This window comes from Tropicimonas sp. IMCC6043 (assembly GCF_004146235.1).
Lineage (GTDB): Bacteria > Pseudomonadota > Alphaproteobacteria > Rhodobacterales > Rhodobacteraceae > Tropicimonas.
Map to the genome: position 1 here is coordinate 319,381 of NZ_SELO01000003.1, position 22,867 is coordinate 342,247.

Here is a 22,867-nt window from a genome sequence, read left to right on the forward strand (position 1 = left end):
TGAAACGCCAAGTGCGCCCACGGATCAGCCGGATAACGCCGCCTGGTCTACGGGCTCTTCGATGCAGCGCTTCTGCTCCTCCAGAAGCGCGCGAATTTCCTCGATATGGGCGGCCTCGTCGCGTACCGGCGTGGCGGCCTCGGCCACCGTCAGCAGGCAGGCCAGTCCACCTTGGGTATCATGGATCGCGACACAGAAGCGTCGGACCCCCTTCGAGTTCCCCATCATGTCGAACTGCATCTCGCGCGGATCGACCGAGGCGAGCATCTCGCGCGCTCCCTCCGGGTCGAGCGGCCGCCGGTCGATCCCCGTGGTGTAGAACGCGTGCATGTCCCAGGACCGCTCCAGCACCGACAGAGGGACATGGGCCAGCGCCAGCCGCGAAATCGAGTCGAGCTCGTGGGCCGTGCGCGTGAAGCCGGGATAGGCACGCAGACGGATCGCCTGTTCGGGGTGCTGCTCGACGATATGCCACAGGATGTTCTGTCCGCTGAGAACGACGGCTTCCGCCGCCGATCTAAGCCTGTCGGACAGACGTGAACATGCGAGCGCCAGTTGCTCCGGGTCCAGCACCGTGCCGGACAGCCGGCGCTCGAAAACGAAGTTCGCCAGCAGCTTGCGGTGCGCCGTGCGGTGCACGAGGCCCATGTCCTGCAACTCGGTGAGGATGCGATAGCCCGTCGAGGCCGGCAGCCCGGAGCGTTCGATCACCTCCTGTGCCGTCATGCCGCCATCGGACTCGCTGGCGCCGGTGACCCTCATGGCCTCCAGTATCGCGATTACCCTCTTTGTCGATCCGGACATGCTTGAATCCCGTATTTGATTTTGTTACTACCATATTTGAGAAATGGGTCAACGATTTTGCCACGGGACCCTCAGGGACGGAGCCTCCGATGAGACCAAATATCCTCTTCATCATGTCGGACGATCATGCATCGAAGGCGATCTCGGCCTATGGACACGGACTGAACAAAACACCCAACCTCGACCGCATCGCGAATGAAGGCATGCGGCTCGACCACTGCTACGTGACGAACTCCATCTGCACGCCCTCGCGCGCGACCATCCTCACGGGCACCTATAACCATGTGAACGGCGTCACCACGCTTGACACCCATATCGACAATCGCTGGCCGAACGTGGCCAAGCACCTGCGCCGCGACGGCTACCAGACGGCGATGATCGGCAAGTGGCACCTCGGCGAAGGCAAGCCGCATGAGCCAACAGGTTTCGATTTCTGGTCGGTCGTGCCGGGGCAAGGCGTCTATTTCGATCCGGTGATGATCGAGATGGGCGAGGAGATCGTCGAGCCGGGCTATGCCACCGACGTTATCACCGACAAGAGCCTCAAATGGCTGGAAGAGCGTGACCCCGACCGCCCCTTCTTCCTGATGTGCCACCACAAGGCGCCGCACCGCCCGTTTGAGCCGCATCCGCGCGACAGGGACATGTTCGCGGGCCGGGACATCAAGGTGCCCGAGACCTATAACGACACCTACGAGAACCGCGCACGCGCCGCCGAGGCCGCGCGGATGCGCGTGCGGATGGACATGACCTATACCGATCTCGGCCTTGTCCAGCCCGAAGGCGGCTCGGAAGTCGGCGAGCTGAGCGTGCCTTACTGGTCCACGCGCCGCGTCCCGCACCCCGAGGACCCGCGCGGGATGGTGCTGATCGACAAACATACCGGCGAGAATTTCACCTTCGAAACTGAGGAAGAACTCGCACTGTTCAAATACCAGAGATATCTCAAGCGGTATCTCGCGACGATCAACGCAATCGATGAGAATGTCGGCCGGATGCTCGACTGGCTGGACGAACAGGGCCTCTCGGAAAACACGATCGTCATCTACACCTCCGACCAGGGTTTCTTCCTGGGTGAGCATGGCTGGTTCGACAAGCGGTTCATGTACGAGGAGTCGCTGCAGATGCCCTTCCTCATCCGCTATCCGAAGGCGATCCAGCCCGGCACCACCTGCACCGAAATCGCCACCAACGTGGATTTCGCCCCGACCTTCCTCGACTATGCCGGCCTGCCGGCGCCCTCCTACATGCAGGGCCGTTCAATGAGGCCGATCCTTGAGGCACGGACGCCGGAGGACTGGCCCGATGCCGCCTATCACCGCTACTGGATGCACAAGGACGAGCATCACAACGCCTGGGCGCATTACGGTCTGCGGACACATCGCTACAAGTTGATCTACTGGTACAATTCCGATCTCGGCCAGCCCGGCGCGCACGGTCCCGACGAACCGCCCGAGTGGGAACTGTTCGATTGCGAGAAAGACCCGCTCGAGTTGTTCAACCTCGCCGGCGACCCGGCCTATGCGGACGTCTTCGCCGACATGCTCGCCAAACTCGATGCACGCATGGCCGAGATCGGCGACGTGCCGGAGCACGACAGCGCCGCGGCACTGGCCGAGCATGCCGGCGGGTAAACACAGCACCTGAGAGGTGCCGACCAACCAACTCGAACTCATGTCCGAATGCACAAGGCGGGCCTGCCCGTTGAGCTTCGCCAAGTTGGGGCCAGCCGGCGCGGACGACGAGGATCTGCAGAACTCGCGCCACCGGACGCGTTTCGTCGGGTGCTCTCGTCTTTGGATTGGCAGGTGCGCTATCGCCTCCGGTTGCTTTGCCAGCGGCCGGTTTCTCGCCAATCATCCGCGCTGACCTCTTTAAGCGCCGCTTACTTGTCCCAAGTCTTTTTCCCGAGCCTCTCCAGTGCCTTGCCCTCTTGGTTGAAGGCCAGCCACAAGGAAGGCCGCGCGACAATTATCTTCGCGGAAATCTCGTCGAGAGACCGAAGCCGTCAGGGATATGAATGAAAACGCGGCGCGTTTTTGCGGATCTCGGACGCAAGCATTGGACGTGAGCACCGGCACCAGTGCCTGCCGACTCGTGGCTGGCATCGATCCTCGATCATCCAGCAGTTCCTCGACTTCCAACAGTCAAAGAGGGAAGCGCACAGCCGTTTTGACCGCCGGAAGGACGATCCGCGGGCCGGTCGGAAGGCGTTTGAAGGGATCACGATCCGGAATCACGAGACGCCAGGAGACCACACCGCCCCGCTCAACGGAATGCGTTCTGACACAGCCAGATCGATCCAAGAGTCTTGACAGAACCCGATTGGATCTATTTGTTCGGTAACAGAACGAACTAATAGGTGATTCATGGATCCGACTCTGCAGCCCTCGTTTTCCAGGCAAGTGTCGCTGTATTCCGTGATGCAGAGCATCATCCATTGCGGGCCGATCTCGCGGGCATCCATCTCCAAACAGACCGGGCTCTCCAAGCAGACCGTCTCTGAACTGGTGCGCATTCTTGAAGCGGATGGCTGGGTCCGGGAAACCGGCAGGACTTCGGGCCATGTCGGCCGATCGGCAACGACCTACGAGTTGGTCAACGACAGCGCATTCATGGCGGCAGTCGACCTCGGAGGAACCAAGGTGCGCGTTGCGATCGTGGATCTCGCCGGCACCCTTGTTTCCGAAGTGGTCGCGCCCACCCATTCCAAGGGTGGGCATTCCGTTGCCGCCCAGATCGGAGAGCTTGTCGAACAGGCCGTCCTTGAGGCCGGCGTGGATCGCTCCAAGGTGCGGCAGACCGTAGTCGGCTGCCCGGGCGTGCCGGATCAGAAATCAGGTCGAATAAACTTCGCGCCCAATATCGCGGGGATCGACCAGATCGACTTTCGCTCGGCCGTGGCCGCGGCCACCGGCACGCAGACGCTGCTAGAGAACGACGTCAATCTTGCGGTTCTCGGAGAGCATTGGCTGGGCGCGGCGCAGGGCATTGATCAGGTTGCCCTTATCGCACTGGGCACGGGCATCGGCGCCGGGTTGATCCTGAACGGTGGCCTCCTGCGCGGCGGGACGGGGGCGGCCGGCGAGTTGGGCTACCTGCCGTTCGGCGCCGACCCGTTCGAAGAGGAGTCGCTGCGGGTGGGCGCCTTCGAACGCGTTTCGGCCACGCATGGAATCCGCGAAGCCTACCGCAAGGCGACAGGAAAAGACCTGCTGGTGCCGGAGATCTTTCACGCTGCGGAGGCCGGCGACAAAGCTGCTCGGAGCGTGCTTGACGACCTGTCGCGGCAACTCGCCCGCGCCGTGGCGGCACTCGGCGCCGTAGTCGCCCCGGAACTCGTGCTTCTGGGTGGCTCGATCGGCGCGCGTCCCGAGATCCTCAAAGGCATCAAGGCGCAGCTCAAGCGTTGTTTCCCATTCCCGATCCGCGTGGAGACGGGCCTTTTGGGCAGCCACGCGGCGCTCAGTGGTGCCGTGGCGATCGGCCTTACCGAGTTGCACACGGAACTCTTCGCGAAGTCCGCGCCGGGTGCGGTCGTGACACTTCCCACTCCGAAGCAGGGGAAACTCGCGGAGGCGGTGGAATGACAACGCCAGACTCCCTCGCCGCCCGTCTCCGCCCGCATCTCGACACACAGGCCGCGACCGACCTGCTGGCACAGGCGGTGCGCGCCGCGTCCGTGACCGGATCGGAGGCAGCGATGGTCGAAATGCTCCGGCCAGAGATGGAGCGGTTGCGCCTTTCGCCAGAAACGGAGGAGTTTCGGGTCGGTCGCCCCAACATCACCGGGCGCAGGCAGGGATCCGGGACCGGCGCGGACCTTCTCTTTGTGGGGCATACCGATGTCGTTCACCCCGCTGACTGGAGCGCCCATTGGGCCGGACAGCCGCAGGAAGACCCGTTCGGGGCAGCCATCATTGACGGAGAGCTCTGGGGGCGCGGCTCTGCCGACCTGAAGGCAGGCATCTGCACATCGCTCGCCGCGCTCGATCTCCTCGACAGGGCCGGGATTGCGCTCGAGGGCAGCGTTTCGTTCGCCTTCGTCGGCGACGAGGAAAGCGGTGAGGCCGGCAGTGGTATCAGCGCGGGTATGCGCCATTGGACAGACGCGGCCCTCGAGGGTCGGATCGCGCGTCCGGACCTTGCCATCTATGTCGAACCGACCCGGTTGCAGGTGCTTCCGGTCCAGATCGGCTTCTACATCGCGGATATCACACTCACGGGCGAGTCCGCCTATTTCGGTCGCCCGGAACTTGGGCGCGATGCGCTGAAGGCTGCCCACCAGGTGCTGCAAGCGATCTGGGATCACTCCGACCAACTGGCCGCTTCAAGGGAGCACCCGCTTCTCGGACGCGCCTTCACATTGGTGACGTCGCTTGCGGCGGGGGGCCTGATCGCCGTGCCGGGTGAAAGCCGCCTTTCGCTGATCGGCAAGCTTCTGCCCGGCGACAGCCTTGACGCCGCAACAGCCGATCTTGAAGCCGTCGTCCGGTCAGCCGTTCCTGCCGGCATCGATGTCGAGATCAGATTTCCCGCCGGACGGGACCACCCGCTTGGTGGTTCTCCCGCAGGCATCGCACCGGATCACGACCTGGTACAGCGCCTCTCCGCATCGATCGCCGCTGTCCGCGCGGACCGCGGCGGGATCGAAGGCGCACCGTTCTGGTCGGAGCTTCCTTTCCTGACCGACAGGCTCGGAATCCCGGCCGTTTACTGCGCTCCGGGCGACATCAGCATCTGCCACACCAACTACGAACGCGTTCCGCTCAAGGACTACTTCGACGGGATCGTCGCCTTTGCCACCTTCATCGCGCTGACTTGCGGAATCCGGCCCACGTAAAACCGGGGCCTCATCAGGGAGAAAGACCATGACTTGCACATCTCGAAACCTGCTCGCGTCGCTTTCGGTGCTCGCGTTCCTGGCCATGCCCGTTTCGGCGCAGACCGTCGGGCCGTCGGGCGAAGCGGCAACGCCCTCCTCCTCAGTCACCCTGGACGAGGCACAGGCAAGCGAACTCCAGGGCCGCGGCCTGAAGGCGGCTCTTCTCTGGCACGATCAGTCAGATTTCGTGAATGCGGTTACAGCGGGCGCCTCCGACGAGTTCGCTCGGCTCGGCATCGAGGTCGTTGCAACCACTTCGGCCGGTTTCGACAGCGCGCGCCAGTTGGCCGACATTGAAACCGCCCTCGCCCTGAAGCCCGACATCATGCTCTCGCTGCCGCTCGACCCGGTTTCGTCGGCAGTGGCTTTCGAAAAGGCCAGCGCCGCGGGCGTCAAGCTCGTCTTCCTGTCAAACCTACCCTCGGGCTACGAACACCCCTCGGATTACGCGGCCATCGTGACTGATGATCTTTTCCAGATGGGCAAGCAGGCCGCCGACACGCTCGCGACCGCGATGGAAGGCACGGGTGAGGTCGGCTGGATCTACCACGACGCGGCCTACTACGTCACCAACCAACGCGACAACGCTTTCAAGACCACGATCGAAACCGACTACCCGGACATGACGATCGTTGCCGAAGCCGGCATCAGCGATCCGGCACGGGCCGAAGAGATCGCCAACGCCATGCTGCTCCAGAACCCCGATCTCGGCGGCATCTACGTGACCTGGGCTGGTCCGGCAGAAGGCGTGCTGGCGGCGCTTCGCGCAAACGGCAATAAGACGACCCGGATCGTGACGCTCGACCTTTCCGAGCCGATCGCGCTCGACATGGTCAAGGGCGGCAATGTCGTCGGAATCGTCGCCGACGAGGCCTACGAACTTGGCCGCGCAATGGCTGCCGCCGGAGGCCGTGCCGTTTTGGGTCTGGAAACCCCGCCCTTCGTGGTCGCGCCAGCCGTTTCGGTCACGGCCGAGAACGTCAATGAAGGCTGGAACACCTCGCTTCATCTCGATGCGCCGAAATCGGTTCTCGACGCGCTGCAATAGGTTCCTCCCTGGCCGCGTCCGGACCGTTCCGGGCGCGGCACCCTCCTGCAACCCTCTCGCAACCGGATGGCTTCCATGTCACACAAACTCCTCCTTCCTCTCGCCCTGTGCAGCACATTCGCCTTCGGCTTCGGCGCCTCGGCAGAAGAGCCGGTAACCTCCGGGCCCAATGGCGAACCCGCGACCCCAGTCGACGAGCTGATATTGTCCGAGGCCGATGTGCAGGCTCTGATCGCTGGCAACCACTCGGCCGCCTTCGCCTGGCACGAGCTCTATGACTGGTCGTCCGCAGTCTCGCGCGGCGCCCGGGACGAGTTCGAGCGCCTCGGCATCGAGGTCGTCGCCGAAACCAACGCGGGCTTCGACGCGGCGCGGCAGGCCGCGGATGTCGAAACGGTTCTGACCCTCAAACCCTCCATCCTGATCTCGCTTCCGGTCGACGAGGGCGCCGGCCGCGCGACCTACGGCAAGGTTGCCCAGAGTGGAACGCGGCTGGTCTTCATTGACAACGCGCCCGCCGGCCTGACCCAGGGCACGGACTTCGTGACGACGGTGACCTCGGATCGCGCCGCAATTGGTGCGCGCACCGCCGAGGCCATGAACACGGCGCTGCAGGGCGCGGGCAAGATCGGCTACATCTTCCACGACGCCGATTTCCAGGTCACCAACCAGCGTGACCAGGCCTTCGTGTGGAACATCGAACAGCGGTTCCCGGAACTTGAGATCGTTGCCAAGGCCGGTATGGCGGACCCTGCCCGTATCGAGGACATCGCGAACGCGATGCTCACTCAGCATCCTGAGATAGACGGTATCTACGTTCCCTGGACGGAACCCGCCCTCGGTGTGCTGGCCGTCCTTCGCCAGCTGGGCCGCGAGGACGTGAAGATCGTGTCCATCGACCTGAACGAACCCGCCGCCCTCGACATGGCCCGTGGCGGATCGGTGGCCGCACTGATCGCCGATGAGGCCTACGGCATCGGCGTTGCAGCAGCCCGGGCCGGGGCCGCGTCGCTGCTCGAGCAGCCTGTCGCCCCCCTCCTTGTGGTGGGCGCGGGGATCGTGGACCGCGACAACCTCGTCGACGGCTGGCGCGCGTCTCTCAACGTCGACCCGCCGCAGTCGGTGGTCGATGCGCTGAACTGACCCCCTCCCCGCTGCGCCGGGTCACCGCCCGGCGCAGCCCGATCCCTCGACCCGCATACGGACCTGCGCCATGTCTATTTCCCTCCCCAACCGGGCCGTTCTGCAAGGACTTATCGTCTACGCGGGTTTCGTGCTCATCTTCCTCTTCTTCGCTGTCATGCTCTGGGATCGTGGCTTCCTCTCGGCCCAGAACCTGACCAACATCGTTCTCCAGACAGCGCCCGCGACCGTGCTTGCCGTTGGCCTGGTCTTCGTTCTTGCGGCAGGTGAAATCGACCTGTCCTTCGGCGCCGCCGTCGCCCTGTCGGCCATCGTGGCCGCGATGGTGATGCGGGTCACGGTTTGGCCGGTCGGCGTTGCCGCCGGGCTGGCCACGGGTATGGCGGTGGGCTTCGTCAACGGTGCCATCGTCGCCTATGTCCGCCTGCCCTCCTTCCTCGTAACCCTTGCAACGATGGGCGTCGTGGCCGGAATCGCGCGCGAACTCTCCAACCTTCAGTCGATCCCGGTGACCGCGGATACCTTCATCGGCATCTTTGGCGGCGGCAAGTTGCTCGGGATTCCTTCGCTGGTGATCTGGACCGTTCTGGCGCTCCTGATCGGCCATCTTGTCTTCCGCGAAACGCGCTACGGCGCCCACATTCTCGCCACCGGCGACAATCCTCGCGCCGCGCTCGTGTCGGGCATCCGGGTGGCGCGGCTCCGCCTCTCGGTGCTGGTGGTCTCCGGTGCCTGCGCGGGCCTTGCCGGGCTGCTCTATGCCGGCCGTCTCCAGGCGGCCCGATACACCCTGGGAGAAAGCGACCTGATGACGGTCATCGCGGCGGTCATCGTCGGCGGCACAGCCCTCAGCGGCGGCCGCGGAACGATTCCTGGCGCGCTGGTGGGAAGCCTGATGATGGGAATGTTGTCGAACGGCCTGATCCTCATGGGGCTCTCCGTCTCGTGGCAGATGATCATCAAGGGGCTGATCGTTCTCGCGGCCGTTGCCGTCTCTCTGCGCGATCCCAATCGCTGAAAAGGAGCCAGTCATGTTTCTCGATGTCCTTCGTCGCCGCAATTCCGAGTTCGTCCTTGCCGCGCAGGCGCTGCACAGGAACGGAGAGATCCCGGCAAACTCCTACGTCCTCGATCTGGATGCCGTGCGCGAAAACGCCCGCCTGATCCGGACCGAGGCCGACAGGCTGGGGCTGACCGTTCTGGCGATGACCAAACAGGTGAGCCGCAACTCCGGTTTCTGCCGCGCCGTGATGGCGGGTGGCATCGACCGCGCGGTTGCCGTCGACATGGCCTGCGCGATCGCCTGCCACAACGCGGGCCTCAAGGTCGGTCACCTGGGCCATCTCGTCCAGGTGCCGCGTGCGGAAGCGGATGTCGCTGCGCGCGACCTTGCGCCCGATTTCTGGACCGTGTTCTCCGAGGAAAAGGCAGCAGAGGCCGCCAATGCTGCCCATGCCGCCGGACGGGAACAGTCGCTGCTCGCCCGGGTCCAGACCGCGGGCGATACCTTCTATCGCGGTCACGAAGGAGGCTTCCCGGCCGAGGAGGCCGTCGCTGCCGCGCGTAGGATCACCGATCTGCGCGGTGCGCGCTTTGGCGGCATCACCACTTTCCCTGCGCAACTCTACGATCACGAGACCCGCCGGATCCGGCACACGCCAAACCTCGCGACATTGCAGCGTACGGCGGACGCCCTGCGCCAGGCCGGCTTCGAGGATTTCGAGATCAACGCCCCCGGAACGACGTCGCTCGTCACGCTGGAGGCGTTGGCAGCGGCCGGCGCCACGCAGGTCGAACCCGGAAACGGCCTGCACGGAACGACGCCGCTGCACGCGGTGGAAGACCTGCCGGAACGCCCGGCTGTGCTCTACCTGAGCGAGGTCAGCCACCTGCACGGCGGCCGCGCCTATTGCTTCGGCGGAGGTCTTTACGTCGATCCGGTCTTTCCGGACTACGACATCAAGGCCCTCGTCTCCCCGTCGCCGACCGTCGAGGTCAGCGACCTCAGGAGCGTCGAGATCCCTCCCCCCTCGGCGATCGACTACTATGGCATGATCGATGCATCGGGCGCGCGCCCGCCCTCGACTGGGGACACGGTCGTCTTCGGGTTCCGCGGCCAGGCATTTGTGACGCGGGCCTATTCCGTCGGTATCGAAGGCGTGTCGCAGGGTCAGCCGCGTGTGGTTTCGATCGAAAACATCTTCGGCCAGGCGGAACCTTGGCCCCATATCCGGAAGGCCACGCGATGACCCCCGTCCTGCAACTCAAGAACATTCGCAAGTCTTTCGGTGGTGTCACCGCCATTCAGGATTTCTCGCTCGATATCCATGCGGGCGAAGTGGTGGCCCTCGTCGGTGACAACGGCGCCGGCAAGTCGACCCTGATCAAGATGATCTCGGGCGTCTACACGCCGACCTCCGGCGACATGCTGCTCGACGGCCAGCCGGCCGATTTCCCCGATGCCTCCGTTGCCCGCGAGCGGGGCATCGAGGTGGTGTATCAGGACCTGGCGCTCGCCGATCAGCAAACCGTCTACATGAACCTCTTCCTCGGCCGCGAGCCAGTCAAAGGGCCGCTGCGGCTGCTCGACCGAAAGAGGATGATTGCCGAGACCGATACGCTGGTGAAGGAACTCGACGTGCGGATACCGTCCGCCTCGGCCACGATCCGCGACCTTTCGGGCGGGCAGCGCCAAGGCGTCGCCATCGCGCGCGCCACGCATTGGGCGAAGAAAATCATCCTGCTCGACGAACCAACCGCCGCGCTCGGCGTAGCGGAAACTGCGAGGGTGGAAGCCACCATCGAAACGCTCAAGGCCCGCAACCTCGCGATCTTCATCATCTCGCACAGCCTCGATCAGGTGTTTCGCCTGTCGGACCGGATATGCGTGCTGCGGCGCGGTCAGCAGATCGGCATCCGCGAGACGTCACAGACGGACAAGAACGAGATCGTTTCCATGATTACGGGGGTCTCAAAATGAATGGAAGTCCGGCCCGATCTGGTTGAAGCCGCGGTTTCTCAATCGTTCTGCGTTCTGATGCTGCTGACGACCTGACGGGCAGCAAGGATGGGACGCGATTATTCGTCGGGTCTACGGCAGGCTTTCATGACGACGTTGGCTGAGAGAATGTCAGTTCGCGCCGCGAACCATTGGATGCGTGTTGAGAGGTCGACAACCATCTGATGGGGCGCGGGCCGCGAGTATTCAATCGAGCACCGCACCCGGCTTCCTGCGCCATCTCAATCCAGGTTCTTGCGGCAAAGGCCGACCGCACCTCACGCCGACCATCGTCCGTTCAAACCACCGCTGCGCCGGCGATATCATCCACAACGGTGACCGCCGCCGCCGCTATTCGGGGTCAAAGACGTAGCCTATCCCGCGGACCGTTCGGATAAGGCTCGGTTTCTGCGGGTTGGTCTCGATCTTTCGTCTGAGCCGCGAAATGCGGATGTCGATACTCCGGTCGAACGGGTCCCAGGAGCGGTCATGCGCCTGTTCGAGGATCTGGTCCCGGTTGAGCACCCGCGCACGGTTCTCGGCGAATAGCTTGAGGAGGCGGAATTCCATCGCCGTCAGCGTCACCTCCTCGCCACTCTCGCGAAAGAGCTTGGCGGCGTCGATATCGAGGGTGAACGGACCGAAGGGCACGGTTGCGCGCCCGCCCTCGGGTATCGCCACCGGAGCCTCGACCTGCGACGGCGCCCGGCGCAGCACTGCCTTGATACGTGCCTCCAGTTCCCGCAGGTCGACCGGCTTTCCGAGGTAGTCGTCGGCCCCCATCTCGAGGCCGACAATCCGGTCGATCGTCTCTCCGGCCGCGGTCAGCATCACCACGGGGACCCGACTGTCAGCCCGCAGCGTGCGCAGCGCTGTCAGGCCGTCCTCGCCCGGCATGTTCACGTCGAGCAGGATCAGGTCCACGTCCTCCTCCGCCAGCCTGGCTCGCATCTGGGACGGGTCATGGGCAGCAACGACATCGAAGCCCCGCTTGCCGAGATATTCCGACAGCATCTCGCAAAGATCGGTTTCGTCGTCGCAGACCAGGATCCTTGGGTTCGAACCTTCCGTCATCGCCTGCCTCCTTCGGCGAGAATTCCGGCGACGAAATCCCGCAATTCCTGTGGCGAGACCGGCTTCTCGATATAGGGCCGGCCTGCTTCGCGCAGGAACGCCTGCGAGGCCCGGCCCATCGTGTCCCCGGTCAGGAACCCCGTTTTCGGCTCCGCGTCCGCGCGAACCCGCCTGATATGGTCGAGAACGCCCCGCCCGTCGATATCGGGCATGTTCAGGTCGCTCACGATGCAGTCAAAGGGCTGACGTGAAATGGCGTCAACCGCTTCGGTGCCAGAATAGGCTACCGTTACGTCATAGCCAACGCGTTCCAGCACCTCGCCGTTCAGGTCCGCAACGTCGGCCTCGTCATCGACCACGAGGATCCTGGCGGCGGGCCGCTCTTTCGCCTGCGCCCCCTCCTCATCGGCCACTTGGTCCAGCGCCGGAATCTCGATCACGAAGCGCGCGCCCTGGCGGTGGGCGGGGTCGAGCGAGATCCGGCCATTGTGGGTCTGGACGACACGATTACACCATGTCAGGCCGATCCCCTTTCCGTCGCCGACGCCGCGCGTCGTGAAAAAGGGATCGAAGATCTTCCCGGCGATGTCCTTCGAGACGCCGGGCCCGTCATCTTCAACCACGATTCGGACGCAGCCGGACGCCGTGCTGCCGGTCGTCACAGTGATGTTCCCGACGCGCCCCGTATCGGCAAATGCCGCCTGCGCATTCTCGATGAGGTTGATGACCACCTGCGCCATCTGGTCGGGATCGGCCCGGACTGCCGGGACGTCCTCCGCCAGCCGCGTGGTGACGGAGTAACCGGCCTCGTCCAGGCCCTGGCGGGTAAACTCCAGCGCCGTCGTGACGATCTCGTTGACATCCGCGGCGCCCAGTTCCACCGGTTCCTGGCGCGACACCGTCAAGTATGTCTTGACGATGTCGCTGCATCTCTCGGCGGCGGTTCCGATCCGCGTCGCCTGACGGATTACCTCGGGGTCGTCGCTCTCCTCTCGCAGCATCAGCGCATGTCCAATAACCACCGAAAGCGGGTTATTCAGCGCGTGCGACACGTTCGCGAGCATGCCACCGAGAGCCGAGAGCTTGTCATTCTGGAACATTCGCTCCCGTCGCTGTGACAGGTCAAGCTCTTGTGCCAGTTGGGAAGTGAGGTCACGAGAGTAGGACACGATCACGTCGCGCCCTTCATATTCGAACATTCGGGCCGAGATTGCGCCCCAGAACGGCGCTCCGTCTGCGCCGCGAAAACGTGCCTTGTAATCGCTCACGGTGCCATCCCGGCGCAGCGCTTCGAGGAAACCCGCGCGGTCGGCCGGATCGACGTAGAACTCATGCGTGTTCTCGTTGGTGCCGAAGAGACGGTCGATCTCGGGGCTTCGGAACAAGACCCGCCCACTCTCCGCCTCGGTCATCAGGATCGGGGCCGGGCAATGCTCCACAACCTTGCGGATGATGGCCTCGCGTTCCGCATGCGGTCGCAGGTCGACCAGCGTTGAGACGACACAGGCCTCCCCGCGATACTGTGTCAGCCGCCCGTTGATCGACATCGGCACCGGCGTTCCGTCGGCAACGCGGAACATCATGCGCTGTGCATCGACCGTCCCTTCGCGGCGCAGGGTGCGGACATAGGCGTCGCGGTCGGCGGGCGAGATATAGTGCTCCTGCGCGAAGACCGTGTCGCCGAAGAGCGCCCGTGCCGTTGGAGAGCGATAGACGATCCGACCATCGCGCAGCCGCGCCATGATCACCGGCATCGGGTTGGTGTCGAGGATGTTGCGCAGGAGCGCCTCGCTGTCCTGAAGCGAGCGGCTGTCACGCCGCGTGGCGGTGACGTCCCGGCGGACCTGAACGAAACCGCCCGACTCGGTCGGGTTGTAGCGGACGCCATGGACGGAACCGTCCGACAGCGGAATCTCCATCTCCCCCGTCGCGTCGCTGCCGATATTCGCCTGCCATTCCCGTTCCCGATCCGCGGCATCGGCGTAAACGCCGCTGGCGACACAGGCCTGCAGCATGTCTTCCCAGCGAAGGCCGGGAACGATCCGTTCGCGGATCGGTTCCATCATCTCGCCGAAACGCTCGTTCCAGGCGACGAGGCGCCGGTCGGCATCGAACACCGCGACGCCATCGGAAAGTGCCTCCATGGCCTCCCGGAAGAAGCCGCCATCAATGTCATCAGGAGTGTTGGGAGTCGCGCGGTGTTGGTTCATGATTCTCACGTAGCCCCCGGTTGTTTCAGCGCGTTTTCACGGCGCGTGCGAAACGTTTCAATTGTAACAGCACCGAAATTCGCCCGCGGCCAGCCCTTCCTGAAAAACCAATATATTTCAGCAAACTGGAAAGAAACCTTGGCGTTCTCTGGCTGAAGCCTTCGAAACACAGCTGCCCGAAAACGGAAATGAAACCGCAAAGGACGGGGCGCAGTGTGATGCCATCGACAGACGACACCATCGTCGATGGATACCAAGAGGAAGGGAAACACCCATGACCGCCCACAGCAAGATTGACGCCCGAAGCGCCTACACGATCGACGCGGCAATGGACGTGATCCTTCCCCGCCGCGGCGTGGCCGCACCGACGATGGGCCGCCGCCACTTCCGCACACCCCACCGGATCGCCACGCCGCCGGAGTCATCCTTCACCTCCGCGGTCCGCTGACCCGACTTCCCGACACCCCATAAGGACCTTTTCCATGCCCGGCATCAAATCCTCGATCCTCGACACGATCGGCAATACGCCCGTCGTTCGTATCAACAACATCGCCCCGGAAGGGGTTGAACTCTATGTCAAATGCGAGGCGTTCAACCCGCTCGGCTCGGTCAAGGACCGACTGGCGCTCGGCGTGATCGAGGCGGCGGAGAAGGCCGGAGAGCTCAAGCCCGGCCAGACCGTGGTCGAGGCGACCTCAGGCAATACCGGCATCGGCCTCGCCATGGTCTGCGCACAGAAGGGCTATCCGCTGGTGCTGGTCATGGCCGAGAGCTTCTCGGTCGAGCGCCGCAAGCTGATGCGCTTTCTCGGCGCGAAGGTCGTGCTGACGCCGGCCTCCGAAAAGGGGTCCGGCATGGTCGCCAAGGCCAAGGAACTCGCCGAGCAGCACGGCTGGTTCTGGACCCGTCAGTTCGACAACCCGGCGAATTCCGAGATCCACGCCCGCACCACAGCGGTCGAGATCCTAGAGGATTTCGGCGAGGACGGGCTCGACTACTGGGTCTCCGGCTTTGGCACCGGCGGCACGATGAACGGTGTCGCCCGCGTGCTGAAGAAGCGTAGCCCCAGGACCCGCATCGTCGCCGCCGAACCGGACAATTCGCAACTCCTCAACTCCGGCATCGCCCAGAGCTTCGGCCCGGACGGCGCCGCGACCGGCAGCCACCCGAATTTCCGCCCGCACCTGATGCAGGGCTGGTCGCCCGATTTCATCTCGCAACTGGCGCAACAGGTGCTGGATGCCGGTCATATTGACAGCTTCTGCCCGGTGCCGGGCGAGGCGGCGCTGCAATGCGCGCGCGACCTGGCTGCGAAGGAGGGCATCTTCTGCGGCACCTCCGCCGGAGCGACCTTTGCCGCGGCTCTGGAAATCGCCAAGACCGCGCCGAAAGGATCGAAGATCCTGGCCATGCTTCCCGATACCGGCGAGCGGTATCTCTCGACGCCGCTCTTCGCCGACGTGCCCGAGGAGATGACCGCGGAAGAGATCGCGCTCTCGCGCTCCACGCCGAACTACCGCTTCGACGTGACCGCGCCGGCCCCTGCCCCGGCAGCGGCGCCTGCGCCGGCGGCAGAGCCGTCGCTCGTCGCCGAGATCGAGGAGATCGTCGCCTCCAACCCGGTCGTGATCTTCGCGCTGGAATGGTGCGAGTTCAGCTGGTCTGTGCGCAACATGTTCGCCGAAGCCGGAATCCCCTATCTGAGCGTCGACCTCGACTCGGCCGCCTTCCAGAAGGACAACAAGGGAACGCGCTATCGGGCCGCCCTGCGCGAGATCACCAGAGCGCCAACCATTCCGCAGATATTCGTCGCCGGAAGCCATATTGGCGGGGCAACCGAGACCTTTGACGCCTTCAACTCTGGGAAGCTGCAGGCGGCGCTGAACAGTGTCTCGGTGGCTTTCGACGCAGATATGACCCGCGATGCGTATTCCTTCCTGCCCGGTTGGTTGCACCCCCGCTGAGCAGACATCATCCTTCCCACGGCCTCTCCCGGGCCCGCCTCGATCCCGCCGAGAAAATCGGCGGGATTTTTTATGATTTCAGCCTGTTACGGCGCGACCTTCATTCGAAACACTTGATACACGGTGGCCCTTTTCCTGACCGAAAACTGAAACGCAGGGCCCCTAGAACTCCGGTCATGGCCAGTCGAGACCGGCCGCCAAACCCAAACGAAAACATCACACAGGATACCAATCAGATGAACACCGCCACCCTGGAAAGGCCCGCCAAGATCGCCAAGAACGGCGTCAACGTTCCCACCCTTCTCGCCACCATCGGCGTGGTGAAGGATATGCCCGCCGCCGCGAAGTTCCAGTTCCGCGCCAGGGGCGAATGGGTCAGCGGCACCCACAGCCGCGCCGCCATCAACGGCTATTTCGGTGCCGGCGAGGAGCAGAGCCGCGAGAAGGATTTCGTGATCGAGGGTGACCATCCCGCCGTTCTTTGCGGCGCGGACAAGGCCCCCACCCCGGTCGAGTATCTTCTCTCAGCGCTCGCAGCCTGCCTGACGGCCGGTGTCGGCAATATCGCGTCGGTTCGCCAGATCGACCTCGAGTCGGTCGAGACCATCGTCGAGGGCGATATCGACCTTCAGGGCCTCCTCGGCCTGAATGACGAGGTCCGGAACGGCTACCAGGGCATCCGGGCCACCGTGAAGATCAAGGGCGATGCCTCCGCCGAACAGCTCGAGAAGGTCGTCCAGCAGTCCGTCGCCCGCTCCGCCGTCTTCGACATGCTCACCAATGGCACGCGCGTCGAAGTCGCGATCGAGGCCTGACCGGTCGGAAGCGGCGGGTCTCCCCGCCGCTTCCCTTAAACCCCAAGGATTTCCCGATGTCTCCCAAGCCGTCTCGCTCTCGTTCCCGCCCCACCGTCGCACGCGCCGGTGTCTCGGCACCTTCGGCCGGATCGCGCCTCTCCCGCTCACTCGGTCGCGTCCTCGGAATCCCGGCCATCCTGCCAGACCGCCGCGACGGCTGGATTCTCTGAGCCATACGTCGACATGGCCCGCTTCACCAAAAGCAATCACCTCGCCCGGATCGAGATGCAGCGCAGCGCATCTCGGGCGACCGCCCGCAAAACAAGCCGTTTCAACAACTTCCTCGCCGGACTTCTCTCCGGCTGACCCTCACGGAGCCCCGCATGACCCGCAACACAGACGTCCTGATCATCGGCGCCGGACAGGCCGGGCTCGCCATGAGCCGCTGCCTGACCGATCGCGGGATCGACCACGTGGTGCTCGACCGTGGCGCCATCGGCCAACGCTGGCGGGCGGAACGCTGGGCCTCGCTGCACCTGCTGACACCCAACTGGATGACCCGCCTGCCCGGATGGCAATACGACGGCCGCGACCCCGAAGGCTTCATGCACAAGGACGAGTTGATCGGCATGCTGAGCCGCTACGCCCGCTCCTTTACCGCGCCGGTCGAGGAATTCGCCGCGGTCAGGTCGCTGCGCGAGACCGCGCGCGGCTACATGGTCGCGACGCAAAACGGCACGTGGACCGCCCGGTCCGTCGTCATCGCCACAGGCGCCTGCGACCGCCCGGCGGTGCCGGGTTTCGCAAGAGCCGCGTCTGGCGGCCTCACCCAGGTGACGACCGCGGACTACGTCCACCCTGCGCAGCTTCCGAACGGCGGCGTGCTGGTGGTCGGCGCCTCGGCCACCGGCGTGCAACTGGCCGAAGAGATCCACCGCTCCGGCCGCCCCGTTACCCTCGCCGCCGGCTCCCACACGCGGCTGCCGCGCCGCTATCGCGGGCGCGACATCCTTGCCTGGCTGGACCGCTGCGGCAGCCTGACGGAGGCGCGCGACCCGAGCGTGCCCGGCGCACAGGCGCTGCGCCAGCCATCGCTGCAACTTGTCGGCAGCACGCCACCGCGCGACATCGACCTGATGACGCTGGCGCGGCTGGGCGTGCGGGTGACCGGCCGGCTTGCCGGGCTTGACGGCACCGCCGCGCATTTCGCCGGCACGCTCGCCGCCGACATGGCCGCCGCCGAGACCCGTCGCAACCGCACCCTCGCGCGCGTCGACGCGTTCATCAATAGCTACGGCATCGTGGCGTCCCCGCCCGTGCCGGCGGAACCTGCCGTTGCACCCAACCGCGCCGGCGATACCGCGCTCGATCTGCGCGCAAGGGGGATCCGCTCCATCGTCTGGGCGACAGGGTTCCGCCGCGACTACCCATGGCTGAAAGTGCCGGTGCTCGACCGGCATGGCGAAATCCTTCAATCCGGCGGCGTGACCCCCTGCCCCGGCCTCTTCACGCTCGGCCTGCCGTTCATGCGGCGCCGCAACTCAACCTTCATCGACGGCGTCGGACAGGACGCGATCGAGATCGGCGCGCTGATCGCGCAGCATCTCGACCGGTCCGGCCGCGCCGCCGCCTGAAACAGGAGAAAGACAATGACCAATCGCCAGCAAACCGACCATTTCGACGCCCTGATCGTCGGCGCCCGATGTGCCGGCGCAGCCACTGCGATGCTACTCGCTCGCGCGGGGATGAAAGTTCTGGTCGTTGACAGGGACGCCGCCGGCACCGACACGATGTCCACCCACGCTCTGATGCGCGGCGCGGTGATGCAGCTGACACGCTGGGGCCTCGTGGATGGGCTCCTCGCCGCCGGCACGCCGAAGGTCCGCAAGACCACCTTCCACTACGGCGGGCAATCCCTCCCACTAGACATCCGCCCAAGCCACGGCGTCGATTTCCTCCTCGCGCCGCGCCGGACGGTTCTCGACGCCGCACTGGTCGCCTCCGCCCGCGCCGCCGGGGCCGAGATCCGCTATGAAACCGCGCTCCGCGGCCTCCAGCGCGACCCGGAAACCGGCCGTGTCATCGGCGTGGAGCTGAAATCCACGAGCGGAAGGAGCTACAGCGTATCCGCAGATATCACCATCGGTGCCGACGGACGCCGTTCCTCCGTCGCCCGGATGGTCGAGGCGCCGGTGCGCCACTTGTCCCGCCACCAGACAGGATGTGTCTATGCCTATGTCGACGGGCTCCCGGATGACGGCTTCCGCTGGTATTACGATGCCAACGCCTCGGCCGGCGCGATCCCGACCAACGCGGGCGCCCATTGCGTCTTTGCCGCCCTGCCCGCCGAGGATTTCCGAAAGGCGCGGGAAGCCGTTTCCCGAAACGACCTCCTCGCCACGCTCGCGACCCGGGCAAACCGGGAGCTCGGCGCCATGCTTGCGGAAACGGAGGTGGCCACGCAACCGATCCTCTTTGCAGGTGCCGATGGCCATATGCGGCAATGCACCGGCCCTGGCTGGGCGCTGGTCGGCGATGCCGGCTATTTCAAGGACCCGCTCACCGCGCACGGGATCACCGACGCGCTGCGCGACGCCGAGATCCTCGCCCGTGCGGTGGTCGCGGGGAGCGATACGGCACTGGCCGGATACCAAAGCGATCGCGACGCGCTCTCGATGGACCTGTTCCACGTCACCGACCGCATCGCCTCCTTCGACTGGACGCTGGAAACACTCCCGCGCCTGCACAAGCGCCTCAACGATGCGATGAAACAGGAACAGACCTGGATGGCGCAGACGTTTGCGCCGGCCGACCTCGCCGCGTGACAGATCCCGGCCATTCAATCCATTCGATTTTCTTGTGCGGATCGGCCGACGGTGGCAGGATAAAAACGTTACAACAGGAAAAGTTTCCTAAAGTCCCGCATCCGCTTACATAATTGGGGGAGAACTGTCTTGGAAAAGAGCCTCTTCGACAAATACGGCGGGTTCTCGACCGTCAGCAAGATCGTCATGCGCCTCTACGACAAGCTGCTGGACGATGACGATGTCGGCCCGTTCTTCGATGACGTGGACATGCCCCGCCTCATCGACCACCAGACCAAGTTCGTCGCAACCCTCATGGGGGGGCCTGCCTCCTTCACCGACACTCATATCCAGCGCGCGCACCACAACCTCGACATCGAACCGCTGCATTTCGACCGGCTCAAGGATCTGATCGCGGAGACATTGGAAGAGTTCGACGTCGCGCCGGAGGACATCGAAACCGTGCTCGCCGCATTCGAGGCGCGCCGCAGCCTGCTGCTCGACGCTTGATATGACGATCGAGGCCATCAACGAACAGCTCCTGCGCGCCATCGGCGTCGGTGTCGCCCTGCTCGACCTCGAAACGCTGGAGCTGAGCTTTCGCAACGACACGTTCATGGAATGGTTCGGTGGGCCGGAGGCGAGCGCCCGGTTGGCCGACCTCTTCCCCACGCTCGACATCGAGGCGCTTGGCGCGGAGCTATCCGACGGCGGGAAGTTCACGGCCGAGACGAGCTTCAAGCTGAAGCGACGGCGGATGACCGTGGCGATGGACTTCACCCGCGCGGGCAATGCCGGCGAGCGCATCGCGGTGCTCGTCTGTCAGAACATCACCCGCATCAAAGAACTGGAATCCATGATCGATTCCTATTCGATGATGGTGGAGCGCAACACGCACGAGATCAAACGCGAGAAGGAGCAGGTCGAGAAACTCCTGCTGAACATGATGCCGCGCTCGGCCTATGAGGAATACAAGTCCTTCGGCGTCGTGGCGCCGCGGATCTTCGAGTCGGTCTCCGTCCTGACGCTCGATTTCGAGAATTTCGACCGCATCCTCGAGGCCAACGACCCGGCGGTCATCGTGAGCGAGTTGAACGACATCTACACCGCCTTCGACCGGATCGGCGAGCAGTTCGGCTGCGAGCGGGTGCGGACCAATGGCGACAGCTATTTCGCCGTCTCCGGCGTGCCGGACCCGGTGCTCGACCACGCCGAATCCGTCGCCAAGGCGGCGGTACGCTTCCTGCGCTACCTGTCGCGCCGCAACGAGAGCCACCCGATCCGCTGGCAGGCCCGGCTCGGCCTCGCCTCGGGCCCGGTCGTCGGCTCCGTGGTCGGCGTTCAGAAATACATCTACGATGTCTTCGGGCCGGCCGTTGAGCGGGCGACACGGACCCGGACGCGGGCACAGGGCATGACAGTCGCGGCCCATCCGAGCATTCGCGACCTGCTGGATTCGCGCTTCACGCTCACGCCGCTGGCGCCGGCGAAGGCGCAGCCCGAGCCGCGCGAAGACCTGTTCCTGCTTGAGGAATCGAACCCGGCCACTGCGACCGGGCCAGCGTGACAGTGGACGCGGCGGAGCATGACGCGGTGACGGCACCCGAAACGATCGGAGTGCAGGAGGCGATCGACCTCCTGCAAGAAGCCGTCGCCTTCTTCGACGCCGACGGCATGATCGCGGCAACCAACGAGAGTTTCCGCGCTGCCTATGGCGGCATCCGGGAATATATCCGCCGGGGATCCTCCTGGGAGATATTCCTCCTGGAGGCGGAGCGGCACGATATCCTCGTGCGCGAGACCTGCCAGGCGCTCCGCCTTGCAGAGGACATGCTCGCGCAGGGCCGGCCAGCGCCGGCGCCGGTCGAACACGCTTCCGGCGACGATGACGCCTTTCTCATCCGCCTCAAGCCGCTGTCGAACGGCGGCTTCGCGATGATCCAGACCGAGGTGGTCGACCAGCGCGCAAGGGCCGACAGCGACCGCATGGCGGAGCTCCTGATGTCCAAGGTGCTTGAGGCCTGCCCGGCGAACCTCACGATGTCCCGCATCGGCGACGGCCAGATCCTTTATCGCACGCCGGCGGCGACCGAATTGCTCGGCGCGGTCCGCAACAGCCGCGACCACTTTGCGCGGATCGAGGAGCGGGCGGATTTCGTCACCGCCCTCTTGCCCGACGCACAGGTGGACGACATGCGGGTCACCGGCCGGCGGCGGGACGGCACAGAGTTCCCGGCCTCGCTCTCGGCGCGGCTGATCGACTATCTCGGCGAAGAGGTCGTGGTCGCCAACATGACCGACCTCTCCAATGAGCTGGAGCTGCGGGCGGAGCTGGAGCGGCAGAAGGACCTGGCCTTCCAGTCGGAAAAGATGTCGGCCCTCGGTGAGTTGCTCGCCAGCGTCGCGCATGAGCTCAACAACCCGCTCTCTGTCGTCGTCGGCAATGCCACGATGCTGGGCGAGGAGGATCTGGGCGAGAGCGCCCGGAAGCGGGTCGAGAAGCTTGGCGCGGCGGCCGACCGCTGCGTCCGGATCGTGCGCACCTTCCTTTCGATGGCGCGCGAACGCCCACTGACGCTTTCCTCGGCAAGCCTGTCGGAGCTGGTGGAAACGGCGCTCGACGCCTATCAGAGCCATTCCGACGGGAGCGGCACGACCATCGAGGTCACATTGCCGCCGGACCTGCCGCCGGTATCGGTCGACGAGGTTCAGATCGTGCAGGTTCTCCTCAACCTGCTGACCAATGCCGAGCAGGCCATGGCCGAAGCAGGCGTCGGAGATCGCATCCGGATATCCGCGGCCAGGGTGACGGGCTCCGGACTTGTCCGCATGACGGTCCGCGACAACGGACCCGGCATTCCGTCCGAGATCCGGGGGCGGATATTCGATCCTCTCTTCACCACCAAGTCGAAGGGAAAGGGCACCGGCGTCGGGCTCGCCTTCTGCCATCGCGTGATCTCGGCGCATGGCGGCACCATTCAACTGGACCGGACCGCGCAGAACGGCGCAGGTTTCCTGATCGACCTGCCGGTCGCCGCATCCTGAGGTTTTTCGCGCCTCGGTGACGTGCCGCCACGGCCCTCCCGCATGCGCACATGTCCAGTTGCCGACATGCGCATCGGCTCTGATGCCGTCTGCTC

At 64.8% G+C, this 22,867-nt stretch carries 20 protein-coding genes and 1 pseudogene; 18 read left to right on the forward strand and 3 right to left on the reverse strand.

The features are described 5' to 3' along the window. Nucleotides 1-24: 24 nt before the first annotated feature. Complete coding sequence (locus tag EU800_RS05805) at nt 25-804, reverse strand: helix-turn-helix domain-containing protein (RefSeq protein WP_129629495.1); 780 nt, start codon at nt 802-804, stop codon at nt 25-27. A gap of 89 nt (nt 805-893) precedes the next feature. Here EU800_RS05805 and EU800_RS05810 point away from each other — a divergent pair, with 89 nt between their 5' ends. The 8 genes from EU800_RS05810 to EU800_RS05845 all read left to right on the forward strand — a co-directional run bounded on the left by EU800_RS05810 (nt 894) and on the right by EU800_RS05845 (nt 10,860). After that, nucleotides 894-2,438 carry a sulfatase gene (locus EU800_RS05810; RefSeq protein WP_129629497.1) on the forward strand — a complete coding sequence of 515 codons (1,545 nt, stop codon included), beginning with the start codon at nt 894-896 and terminating at the stop codon, nt 2,436-2,438. A 789-nt stretch (nt 2,439-3,227) separates the two neighbouring features. Then, a complete protein-coding gene (locus EU800_RS05815) occupies nt 3,228-4,394 on the forward strand; it encodes an ROK family transcriptional regulator (protein ID WP_207209858.1) in 1,167 nt (388 codons plus the stop codon). After that, on the forward strand, nt 4,391-5,647 hold the full coding sequence (locus EU800_RS05820) for a M20 family metallopeptidase (protein WP_129629501.1): 1,257 nt from the start codon (nt 4,391-4,393) through the stop codon (nt 5,645-5,647). Before EU800_RS05815 ends, EU800_RS05820 begins: the two co-directional genes overlap by 4 nt. 28 nt (nt 5,648-5,675) lie before the next feature. Beyond that, nucleotides 5,676-6,737, forward strand: coding sequence for a substrate-binding domain-containing protein (locus EU800_RS05825; protein ID WP_129629503.1), 1,062 nt, complete (start codon nt 5,676-5,678; stop codon nt 6,735-6,737). 75 nt (nt 6,738-6,812) lie between these two features. Next, complete coding sequence (locus EU800_RS05830; protein ID WP_129629505.1) at nt 6,813-7,880, forward strand: substrate-binding domain-containing protein; 1,068 nt, start codon at nt 6,813-6,815, stop codon at nt 7,878-7,880. Nucleotides 7,881-7,950: 70 nt separating this feature from the next. Then, nucleotides 7,951-8,898, forward strand: coding sequence for an ABC transporter permease (locus tag EU800_RS05835; RefSeq protein ID WP_129629507.1), 948 nt, complete (start codon nt 7,951-7,953; stop codon nt 8,896-8,898). A gap of 13 nt (nt 8,899-8,911) precedes the next feature. After that, nucleotides 8,912-10,129: an alanine racemase gene (locus EU800_RS05840; protein ID WP_129629509.1), complete on the forward strand. Its 1,218-nt coding sequence runs from the start codon at nt 8,912-8,914 to the stop codon at nt 10,127-10,129. After that, on the forward strand, nt 10,126-10,860 hold the full coding sequence (locus EU800_RS05845) for an ATP-binding cassette domain-containing protein (RefSeq protein WP_129629511.1): 735 nt from the start codon (nt 10,126-10,128) through the stop codon (nt 10,858-10,860). Before EU800_RS05840 ends, EU800_RS05845 begins: the two co-directional genes overlap by 4 nt. A gap of 369 nt (nt 10,861-11,229) precedes the next feature. On the opposite strand, the gene EU800_RS05850 is transcribed toward EU800_RS05845, so the two are convergent. Together EU800_RS05850 and EU800_RS05855 are read right to left on the reverse strand one after the other, a co-directional pair. Then, nucleotides 11,230-11,952 carry a response regulator gene (locus EU800_RS05850; RefSeq protein ID WP_129629513.1) on the reverse strand — a complete coding sequence of 241 codons (723 nt, stop codon included), beginning with the start codon at nt 11,950-11,952 and terminating at the stop codon, nt 11,230-11,232. After that, on the reverse strand, nt 11,949-14,162 hold the full coding sequence (locus EU800_RS05855; RefSeq protein ID WP_129629515.1) for an ATP-binding protein: 2,214 nt from the start codon (nt 14,160-14,162) through the stop codon (nt 11,949-11,951). The genes EU800_RS05850 and EU800_RS05855 overlap by 4 nt, the downstream gene beginning before the upstream one ends. 274 nt (nt 14,163-14,436) lie before the next feature. Between EU800_RS05855 and EU800_RS26725 the strand changes: the two genes are divergently transcribed. The 10 genes and pseudogenes from EU800_RS26725 to EU800_RS05890 all read left to right on the forward strand — a co-directional run bounded on the left by EU800_RS26725 (nt 14,437) and on the right by EU800_RS05890 (nt 22,772). After that, nucleotides 14,437-14,610, forward strand: coding sequence for a hypothetical protein (locus EU800_RS26725; protein ID WP_165354574.1), 174 nt, complete (start codon nt 14,437-14,439; stop codon nt 14,608-14,610). A 34-nt stretch (nt 14,611-14,644) separates the two neighbouring features. Continuing rightward, nucleotides 14,645-15,682 (forward strand): annotated as a pseudogene (cysK, locus tag EU800_RS05860) (cysteine synthase A); the annotation flags it as partial. A gap of 105 nt (nt 15,683-15,787) precedes the next feature. After that, nucleotides 15,788-16,126, forward strand: coding sequence for a glutaredoxin domain-containing protein (locus tag EU800_RS27495; RefSeq protein WP_256369757.1), 339 nt, complete (start codon nt 15,788-15,790; stop codon nt 16,124-16,126). A gap of 236 nt (nt 16,127-16,362) precedes the next feature. After that, entirely contained in the window at nt 16,363-16,941 is a 579-nt protein-coding gene (locus EU800_RS05865; protein WP_129629519.1) for an OsmC family protein, read from the forward strand. A 225-nt stretch (nt 16,942-17,166) separates the two neighbouring features. Beyond that, nucleotides 17,167-17,289, forward strand: coding sequence for a hypothetical protein (locus tag EU800_RS27890; protein WP_256369753.1), 123 nt, complete (start codon nt 17,167-17,169; stop codon nt 17,287-17,289). A 17-nt stretch (nt 17,290-17,306) separates the two neighbouring features. Continuing rightward, complete coding sequence (locus EU800_RS05870) at nt 17,307-18,557, forward strand: NAD(P)/FAD-dependent oxidoreductase (RefSeq protein ID WP_129629521.1); 1,251 nt, start codon at nt 17,307-17,309, stop codon at nt 18,555-18,557. 15 nt (nt 18,558-18,572) lie between these two features. Beyond that, nucleotides 18,573-19,748: an NAD(P)/FAD-dependent oxidoreductase gene (locus EU800_RS05875; RefSeq protein WP_129629523.1), complete on the forward strand. Its 1,176-nt coding sequence runs from the start codon at nt 18,573-18,575 to the stop codon at nt 19,746-19,748. A gap of 129 nt (nt 19,749-19,877) precedes the next feature. After that, on the forward strand, nt 19,878-20,237 hold the full coding sequence (locus EU800_RS05880) for a group 1 truncated hemoglobin (RefSeq protein WP_129629525.1): 360 nt from the start codon (nt 19,878-19,880) through the stop codon (nt 20,235-20,237). A 1-nt stretch (nt 20,238) separates the two neighbouring features. Further along, on the forward strand, nt 20,239-21,294 hold the full coding sequence (locus EU800_RS05885) for an adenylate/guanylate cyclase domain-containing protein (protein WP_129629527.1): 1,056 nt from the start codon (nt 20,239-20,241) through the stop codon (nt 21,292-21,294). 26 nt (nt 21,295-21,320) lie between these two features. Continuing rightward, nucleotides 21,321-22,772, forward strand: a complete 1,452-nt coding sequence (locus EU800_RS05890; RefSeq protein ID WP_129629529.1) for a sensor histidine kinase — start codon at nt 21,321-21,323, stop codon at nt 22,770-22,772. Nucleotides 22,773-22,867: the final 95 nt, after the last annotated feature.